Source organism: Hyalangium sp. (assembly GCF_035629615.1).
Classification (GTDB): Bacteria; Myxococcota; Myxococcia; order Myxococcales; family Myxococcaceae; genus Hyalangium.
Window position 1 is genome coordinate 1 of the sequence record NZ_DASPHO010000287.1, and the last position, 8,880, is coordinate 8,880.

The 8,880-nt window shown below is 69.0% G+C and carries 5 protein-coding genes and 1 pseudogene; 2 read left to right on the forward strand and 4 right to left on the reverse strand.

From position 1 onward, the window contains the following. The 4 genes and pseudogenes from VD972_RS14550 to VD972_RS14565 all read right to left on the reverse strand — a co-directional run. A pseudogene (locus tag VD972_RS14550) lies at window positions 1–285 on the reverse strand (A/G-specific adenine glycosylase); the annotation flags it as partial. Then, window positions 282–1,097: an SDR family oxidoreductase gene (locus VD972_RS14555; RefSeq protein ID WP_324986979.1), complete on the reverse strand. Its 816-nt coding sequence runs from the start codon at window positions 1,095–1,097 to the stop codon at window positions 282–284. The pseudogene VD972_RS14550 and the gene VD972_RS14555, both read right to left, overlap by 4 nt. An 81-nt stretch (window positions 1,098–1,178) precedes the next feature. Beyond that, window positions 1,179–3,770, reverse strand: a complete 2,592-nt coding sequence (locus tag VD972_RS14560; RefSeq protein WP_324986982.1) for an MSCRAMM family protein — start codon at window positions 3,768–3,770, stop codon at window positions 1,179–1,181. Next, complete coding sequence (locus tag VD972_RS14565; protein ID WP_324986984.1) at window positions 3,767–6,682, reverse strand: tetratricopeptide repeat protein; 2,916 nt, start codon at window positions 6,680–6,682, stop codon at window positions 3,767–3,769. Before VD972_RS14565 ends, VD972_RS14560 begins: the two co-directional genes overlap by 4 nt. Window positions 6,683–6,883: 201 nt before the next feature. Between VD972_RS14565 and VD972_RS14570 the strand changes: the two genes are divergently transcribed. Both VD972_RS14570 and VD972_RS14575 read left to right on the forward strand, forming a co-directional pair. After that, window positions 6,884–7,630 carry a hypothetical protein gene (locus VD972_RS14570; RefSeq protein WP_324986987.1) on the forward strand — a complete coding sequence of 249 codons (747 nt, stop codon included), beginning with the start codon at window positions 6,884–6,886 and terminating at the stop codon, window positions 7,628–7,630. Window positions 7,631–7,739: 109 nt separating this feature from the next. After that, the gene (locus VD972_RS14575) at window positions 7,740–8,708 is read left to right on the forward strand and encodes a PD-(D/E)XK nuclease family protein (RefSeq protein WP_324986990.1); all 969 of its coding nucleotides are present in this window, start codon (window positions 7,740–7,742) and stop codon (window positions 8,706–8,708) included. The last annotated feature ends 172 nt before the right edge of the window (window positions 8,709–8,880 follow it).

Below are 8,880 nucleotides of genomic sequence, written 5' to 3' on the forward strand. Positions count from 1 at the left end.
CACCTCCTGCGCCGCGCGATGCAGGTTGCGCGCGCGGCTGTAGTAGCCCAGGCCCTTCCAGCCGGTGAGCACGTCCTCCAGGGGCGCCGCGGCGAGCGCGTCCACCGTGGGAAAGCGCGCGAGGAAGCGCTCCCAGTAGGGAATCACCGTCGACACCTGCGTCTGCTGGAGCATCACCTCGCTCAGCCAGATGGCATAGGGATCCTTCGTGCGTCGCCAGGGCAGATCCCTGCGCTCCCGGTCGTACCAGGCCAGCAGGGGCACGCGGATGGACGCGAGCCTCATGACTCCGGCCTCTTCACCATCCGGGCAATCATGCGCCGTGCGACAAGATCAAAGAGGCCCGGCACGAAGCGGTTCGCGAGCACCATCAGCCGCCCAGGCAGGGTGAGGATGGTGTCCCGGCGACGGCGCTTGCTCGCCTTCACCATGGCCAGGGCCACCTCTTCCGCGCTCATCTGCTTCAAGGGGGGCGCCTTCTGCTGCCAGCCGTCGGCATGCAGCCGCGTCTGTCGGAACTCCGTCTCGGTGAAGCCAGGGGACACGAGCAGCACGGAGATGCGCTCGGCGGCGAGCTCCGCGCGCAGGGACTCGGTGAGCGCGTTCACCGCGGCCTTGGCCGCGCAGTAGCCCCCCAGCAGCGGCATCCCCCGGTGACCCAGCACCGAGCTGACGTTGAGGATCTGTCCCCCCGGTCGCTTGCGCAGCAGCGGAAGGATGGCCTGCGTGACGCGCACCAGGGCAAAGAAGTTCAGCTCGAACACCTTGCGGAGCTGCTCCTCTGAGAGCGCCTCCACCGGGCCGAAGAGCCCGATGCCCGCGTTGTTCACGAGGATGTCCACCCCGCCGAACTGCTCCTCAGCCTCGCGCGCCAGCCGCGCCACATCGGCCGCCTGGGTGATGTCACAGCGAACGGCGACAGCGCGGACTCCCAGGCCCTCCAGCTCGCGCGCCAGCTCCCGCAGAAGCTCCTCGCGCCTCGCAGCGAGGATCAGGTGCGCCCCCTGGGCTGCGTACGCCCGGGCCGCCGCCCGGCCGATACCGCTCGATGCTCCGGTGATGAGGACGACCCTTCCTCGAAAGGCTCCGTCAGACATGGTGACGAGCACCTTACCTGCCTGGTAGGCCGTGGCGCATCTCCTTCCTGATGTCGGATCGCTCGGCTGCTGGCTCCTGGATCAAGGACGCTCGGACAGGGGGGACGGACCGAGCTGCCCCAGATCCAGGGCCTCGCCTTCTCGAAGCTCGAAGAGCAGCACGCTCTTGTGGGGGACAGTGAGCAAATGCTTGCCAGCCTCGAGGGCAATGAACTCGAAGCGGCCTTCTTGAGTGGTGTGGGCCCCTTGTGCATTGGGGGTACCGGCAGCCAGGTGCACCCAATGCCTGACGGGGGTGCCAGACTCATTGACGAACCTCCCGGTCACGCTGCCAAGGATGCCGACGGAGAGCTCGACAGTCCCAGTCTGCCCGGGAGCGATCTGCACCGTGGCCTTGCCGCTGCGTCCGTCGGAGGTGCGCACTCGCAGCAAGAAGGCGCCCGTCGGCAGATCCACCAACTCGAAGGTGTCCCCTGCGAACGGGCGCGAGTCCACCCGGCTGTGCCCAGAGGTTTCGTCCACTCGGTCCACCCGCAGCTCGAAACCCTGCACGGGGGCACCCCGCGCTGCGATGATCCGGCCCCGCAGCGCCGCTGCCTTCTGAAGCCGCACCACCACATTCCGGCTGCCCACGCGGACGTTCTGGAGCACGCCTTCCTCAGGGCCGAGCTCGGCTCGGAGGGCGCCGAGCTTGTCCATGCTGGCCGTGGCCGTCTTCAGCGTGAACCGTCCTCGGCCATCGGTGTCCGCACTCGCGTAGAGCTCGTCGTCATCCTCCAGCGTCACCGAAGCCTCCGGGACGGGCTCGCCTCGCGAGTTCAGGACGACGCCCAAGGTCTCCACCACCGAGTCCGGCACCGTGAGCTCCACCCGGGAGGCCTTGCCGGCCTCGACCGTTACAGACTGGTCGGGGCCTGACTCGTCCGTGTCGCTGGTGGACGCGCTGAACGTGTAGGAGCCCGGTAGCATCTGAACGGTGAAGTGGCCCTGCTCATCCACCTCTACATAGGGCGTGCTGACGTTCTTCTCGGAGGAGATCTGGACGTCGACGGGATGGACCGGAGGTCCGCCGCGGGTCCGTTGCACACGCCCCTCCACCAGGACCAGGGAGTCCGGGAGGGCGAAGTCGGCGCGAGCCTTCTCTCCTTCCCGGAAGGTGAGCTCCTGGGCGATGGCCTGGCCTGCCGGGGTCAGCCGGGCCTCGACCCGGTAGCTCCCGGGAGCCAGGTCCGAGAGGCGGTACTGACCCGACTCATCCGTCTCCGTGAAGAGCCGCTTCGACCCTTTAGGGGTGAGGGGGAGGAGCTGCGCCACGAGACGGGCGCCCTGTGCCGGACGGCCCAAGGCATCCGTCACGCTCCCTTCCAAGCGGGCCTCGCGGACCAGGGAGAACTCCACCGAGGCCTCCTGGCCCGCCTGGACGCGCACGTCTTCCCGCCGGGCATCGGGGAAGTCGCTCTTGAAGACCGAGACGGTGTACGTGCCCGGCAGGAGGTGCTCGAAGCGGAAGACACCGCTCGCATCTGTCCGGGACATGCGGCTCCACTTTGACTCGACGTGACTGATCGACAGCATCGCCGTCTGCACGGGCTCCTGGCTCGACTGCACGAAGACCTTCCCAGCCAGGCTGCCGGTGGGGCGCAGCCGGATGAGGAGCCCATCCACCAGGCCGCCGCGGGCGACCGATACCGCTCCCTCGTGCATGCCCGACAGCTCTCCGACGCTCGCGGCGAGGAGGTAGGTGCCTTCTTCGACCTCGAGAGAGAAGCGCCCCTGTGCATCCGCCTTCCTGGGCGTGTTGTCCAAGAGGCGTCCGTGGGAGAGCACCGAGAGATCGGCGTCGGGGACGGGTGCGCCCGCGCCATCGACCACCTGTCCCTCGAGCTGACAGGTGCCATCGAGCTCGATGCTCAGGAACTCCATTCCGGGGAGCTCGATCTCCTTTGACGCCTCGGTGTGGCCGGGTGCCTCGACATGGATCTGGTAGCTGCCAGCGGCGAGATTGCCCACGCGGAAGTTCCCCCCCGCATCACTGGTGACCGAGACATCAGTCACCACGAGGTTGAAGTCATCCTCGTCGACCGAGACGGTCAGCTTTGCCCCCAGGATCGGCTCCTCCGAGTCCTTGTCCAGGACGCGTCCGCTCAAGGTATAGCCGGCTCCCAAATCGAACCGGGCCACCGGAGCGGTGCCGCCCTCCTTCACGACGATCGCCAGCTTCGAGGGGGCGAACCCTGGGGCGAGCGCCGCGAGGAGGTACCCTCCCGGTTTGCACCACGCCTGCCGCCGGCCTTCGGGCCCGACGCTGACCGGGCTCATCTCGTAGTAGATGTTCGATTCCTCGAGCCGGACCCCTGCCACCTTTGCGTCCTTCACGGGCGCTCCGCCAGCCGTCACCTCCAGCTCGATGCAGGGACCGGAGCCCGCCAGCTCGTCCCCTTCCAGGAACGCTTCTTCCTCTTCCTCCTCGGACGTCTCCAGGCCGTCCTCGGGAGCTTCCTCCGCTTCCTCCGAGGAGCCGAGGCCCGCTGAGGTGGAGGAAGTGGGACGAGGCGGGGCGTGCGTGCCGGCCGCGGATGACTCCTCAGGCGGCGTGCGCAGGCCCCACCACGCTACGGCAATGGCGAGGAGGAGGAGCGCCAGGATGACGCGCATCGCCTTGGCGGTGCTCACGGATGCCGAACCGCCCGGGTCTTTCCCTTGGGCTTCGCGCGCTGCGCGAGCCAGTCATCGATCTCGGCCACTCGCACCGAGTCCTTCACGCTGGCGAACGCCTCGCGGGCCTTCCGGGCGGAGTCCAGGACCTCGACCTCCTTGCGATTCAGCGCGTCCAAGGCCTGAGCGATGCCAAAGAACGCGTCTCCCCGGACCTGCTGCTCGAGCGTGTTGATGGCCAGGATGCGCTCGAAGAGCGGCACGGCCCGCGCAGGATCTCCCAGCTGCAGGTAGGCCATGCCCGCGCCCGCCGCCGAGAAGGCCACGGTCCGGTGCTCCTTGCCAAGCGCCTTCTCCTTGATGGCCATCCCCTTCAGGAAGGACTCCAGCGCCTCGCGGTTCTTGCCGGCCAGGGCGCTGGCGGCTCCCACCACGTCATGGGCGTCGCCGACCTCGGCATGCTCGGGGCCAAAGGTGGCGAGGCGGATCTCCAGCGCCTTGTTCGCATAGATCCTCGCCTCCTCGAAGTCACCCTTCTTGAGCAGCACCTGCGCGATCGCGTAGTTCAGCGAACCGACGCTGGGGTGGTTCGGCCCGTTCACCTTCTCGCGGATGACGATCCCCTCGCGGAGCGCCGCGAGCGCATCCTCGAACCGCTCCAGCTTCCGGTAGATCACACCCAGGTTCATGAGGATGCCGGCGCGGCGCACGTGCTCCTTGCCGAGGATTCGCTCGGCGAGCTGGAGCGAACGCTCGAGGTGTGCGAGCGACTCCTCGAGCCGGTTCGCCCTCGAGTAGACGTTCCCCAGGAAGTGCTCAACGTCGACCTCGAGCTCTTCGTTGCCGCCCATCCGGGTGATCGAGGCCTTCGCCAGCTCGCTCCACTGGAGCGCGTCATCGATCCGCTTCGGATCGTAGCCGAGCGTGAAGACGATCATGGACGTGGCGCGGGCCAGCACGGCGTCGCTGCGCGAGGCATGGGCGGCCCACACGGCCTGGTGGAGGTGGCGCTCCGCTTGGATGTAGTCGGCGGAGCGAGCCTCCAGCACGCCCTGTCCGAGCAGCGCCTCGGCCTCCAGCGGCCGGTACCTGAGCTCTGACGCGGCCTTCAGCGCCTGCTCAGCGATCTCCTTGGCCTGCTTGTACCGGCCGGCGTCGGTCATCGCCTTGAGCTGGGACAGCTGGCCGGAGATGCGCTCGATCTCTTCACGGGCCTTGGGCGAGTCCGGCGGGGGCTCCACCTGGCCCAGGGTGGCGACGTCGGCGCAGCCTCGCAGAGAGGGGAGCACCGAGACGGTGTCCACGGCCTTGGGCACCAGCTCGGTGTCCGCGGCCGCCAGCACTCCCGCGACGGCCTTCACGTCCTGCAGGCGCCGCTCCAGGCACACCACGCGCAAGGAGAGGAGCTGCTCCGTCTGCTCGCCACGGATCCGGGTGGCGCGGCATGCCTCGGTGCTTGCCTCCACCCAGGCTCGCCCGTAGTCGTCCAGCATGGACGTCACTCGCGCGGCCACGTCGGCTGCCTCCGGCCTCCCGGTGGCCACCAGGCCCTCGGTCACCTGGCGCCGGGCCGCCTCGCCCCAGATGCCCGCCAGCTGCTGCTCCGCGCCGGTACACAGCAGCGCCTGGCTCTGCGCGGCCTGCCGGGCATGCAGGGCATAGGCGCCTCCCAGCGCCACCAGCGTCACGGCCGCCGCGGCCGCCGCCATCCGCCTCACGCGCGGCCGGTACTCGAGCCGAGCCAGCAGCGCGTCCATGGACGGGAAGCGAGCCGTCGGCTCCGGCGAGAGCCCCCGCAGGATCGCCTTCTTGATGAAGGCGGGCACCTTCGAGTCCCGGGGCGGCTCGAAGGCGCCGGTGGTCGGATCCACGGGGCGGGGATCGCCGGTGCGCTGGCTCGGCCGGGAGGTGCCCTTGTGGGAGGAGGGCGAGTCCGCATCACGCGCAGACGAGCGCTGGCGATCGAAGGGCCACACTCCGAAGAGGGCCCAGTAGAGCGCCACGCAGAAGCTGAACTGATCCGCGCGAGCATCGGGCGCCTCGCCGCGCCGCTGCTCCGGGGACATGTACATGAGCGTGCCCACCGCGTGGCCGTCCAGAGTCACCTGGACCAGCTCCGGCGCGGCGTGATCGAGCGCACCTTCCGGCAGCGCGGGACGGGGAGGCTCCACGCCGTCCTCGGCCATGCGGGCCAGGCCGAAGTCCGTGACACGAACGCGCCCGTCCTTGCCGATCAGCACGTTGTCCGGCTTGAAGTCCCGGTGCACCAGCCCCGCGTCATGGGCGCCCGCAAGCCCGCGGCCCGCGGCCAGGAAGGTGTCCAGCATCTGGTGCCAGGGGCGCTGCGCGTCCTTCACCCACTTCTTGAGGGTGGTGCCGTCCACGAACTCCATGGCGACGAAGACGCCCTCGCCCAGGGTGCCCACGTCAAAGACGGAGATGACGTGGGGGTGCGAGACGCGCGCCATGGCCTGGGCCTCGCGCAGCAAGCGGGCCTGGCCGATGGTGCGCCCCTCGGCGTGCTGCTTGTCCGTGCGCAGGAGCTTGATCGCCACGCGGCGGCCGAGATCCGGATCCCACGCCGCATAGACGATCCCCATGCCGCCCTGGCCCACGCGCTCGAGGATGAGGTAGCGCCCCACCTGCTCTCCACGCTCGGGCGTGCGCGCCTCCTTGACCCACTGGGGCGTGGCAGGCGGCTCGGGTGAGGGGGCCGGAGCGGGGGCAGGGCCTGGGGTGGCGAAGACCGCCCCGGTGGCATAGCTCACCTCCGCTCCAGGTGGCGCCTCGGTGACCCCGTCCGTCTCCGACGAGAGCCGCTCCGCGCACTGCGCGCAGGCCGCGAGGTGGCGCTCCACGGCAGAGGAGCGCTCCGCGGAGAGCTGGCCCCGGAGGAACCGGGTGATTTCGGCTGCGTCGAGATGCTCCATGCGCGGATCTTCCCTGCCGTGCGATCGTGGGGGTGGCCTCCTCCTATTATCGTGCGTTCGGAGAAGAAGGCTCACGAGGTGCTAAACGCCAGTAAATCCAGTGGCTTGAGGCTTTCGTCGGGGCTCCACGCAACTTTCGGGTATCGGGATGTGAGAATTCCTGTGATCGCAGTCTCTTCAAGAGCCCGAGGCTTCAGCCCCATGAAGATCGAGTCCCGTAAGTTCGCCCCCGCCCCCCGCATCGCTGAGCGCCCGCAGCCGGCCCCCGCCGCGGCCCGGAACGCAGGGTTCGTTCCCGCAGCCAAGCGCCCCGCGGATGGCTTCGAGTCGGCCTCGCCGCTCGCTCAGCGCAAGGGGCCAGGGAACGTCGGAGGAGCCGGGACGAAGCCGGGCAAGCCCCCGCTCAACATGGACTTCGAGCTGGACCCGTCCCTGGAGAAGCACCGGGAGCTGTTCGCCAAGGTGGGCGCGAGGATCTCCAAGCTGCCCACGGAGGAGCTGCAGGCGAAGGCGCTCGAGCGTGCGACCAAGAGGCTCTCGGAGAAGCTGGGCCAGCCCGCGGAGAAGATCAACACGGCGGCCAAGGCGTCCCTGATGGCGGCGAAGGGGCCCGGCACCACGAGCACCAACGATCCGCAGTGCTACCGGGCCGACGCCATGCTGAACTACTCGCCCAACCTGAAGGCGAATGGGGACGCGCTCAAGAGCATTGGCCTCACCATCTCCCAGAATGCGGCCCTCAAGACCAAGCAGCAGATCCTGACCGAGGCCAGGCCCCAGATCGACAAGCTCTCCCTCTCGGGCCGAGAGAAGGCCGTCGCCGAGCGGTACGTGCTGGCACTGGTGAAGGAGGACCGGGCGCTCAACGGTGGCTTCTTCGGCGGAGGCGCGCGGCCGACCGCCCCCCACGACAACCGCTTCCACATCCTCCCGCACCAGGAGCGCTGAGTCAGACAGTCAGTCCTAGGCGAGGCCCGCGCAGGGTGCGGAATTCGCCTGGCTCCTCGCCCGCCCCCCTTCTGGCCGGGCGGACGAGCGCATAAGATGCGCCCCTCCGATGCGGCGCACCACGCTCACCAATGACTTCTCCTGGTCCAAGAGTCGCCATGAGAGGTTCTCCGAATGCCTCCGGGCCTACTACCTCTATTACTACCGCTCCTGGGGCGGGTGGGAGGCCGAGGCACCAAAGGACGTGCGTGAGCTGTACGTCCTCAAGAAGCTGAACAACCGCTACACGTGGGCAGGCAGCGTGGTGCACGAGTGCGTGCGGGACGTGCTGCTGGACTGGCGTGCGGGGCGCTCGGTGGAGCCGGCGGAGGTGGAGGCCCGGGCGCGCAAGCTGATGCAGGACGACTTCCGGCACTCGCAGAAGAAGGCGTACTGGACGCAGAAGCACCGCAAGCCCTTCACAGGGCTGGTGGAGCACGAGTACGCCGAGCCCATTGCGGACGAGGTGTGGAAGCAGAACTGGGAGACGGTGCGCCAGGCGCTCGCGTGGTTCTTCTCCTCGCGGTGGCCGGCGCTGGCGCGCTCGCTCAAGCCGGCGCAGTGGCTGGAGGTGGATGCGGGCTTCGACTTCTCCAGCTTCACGTTGGACGGCGTGAAGATCTTCGCCATTCCGGACTTCGCGTACGTGGACGACACGGGCGCGCCGGTGGTGGTGGACTGGAAGACGGGCAAGGCGCGCGAGGGGTACGACGATCAGGTGCTCGGCTACTCGCTCTATGTCTCGCAGCGCTACAAGTTCCCGATGGAGAAGGTGCGCGCCTCGCTCGTGTACCTCAACGAGGGGCTCGAGCAGGACGTGCAGGTGGATCTGGAGGCGATGGAGGCCTTCAAGGTGCGCCTCGGCCAGAGCGTGGCGCGCATGCGCGAGGTGCTGGCGGAGCCGGCCACCAACACGCCAAAGGATGAGTCCGTGTTCCCGATGACGGAGGACCTGTCCCAGTGCGCGCGGTGTACCTTCCGGCGGCCCTGCGGGCGCCTGGACGCGGTGGCGCAAGGGCAGACGCCGAAGGTGGCCTGAGGCCCTCAGGGGCTGGAGTGGGCGGCCAGCCACTGAGAGAGGCGGGTCTGCTTGGAGGGCTGGCCCACCTTCTGCCAGTGCTCCCGGGCCTCGGTGGCCAGCTTCACGGCACGGGGGCGCTCCGCGCGCTTCGCGTCCCAGAGGGCGCGGGCCAGCGGGAACTGCACCTCGG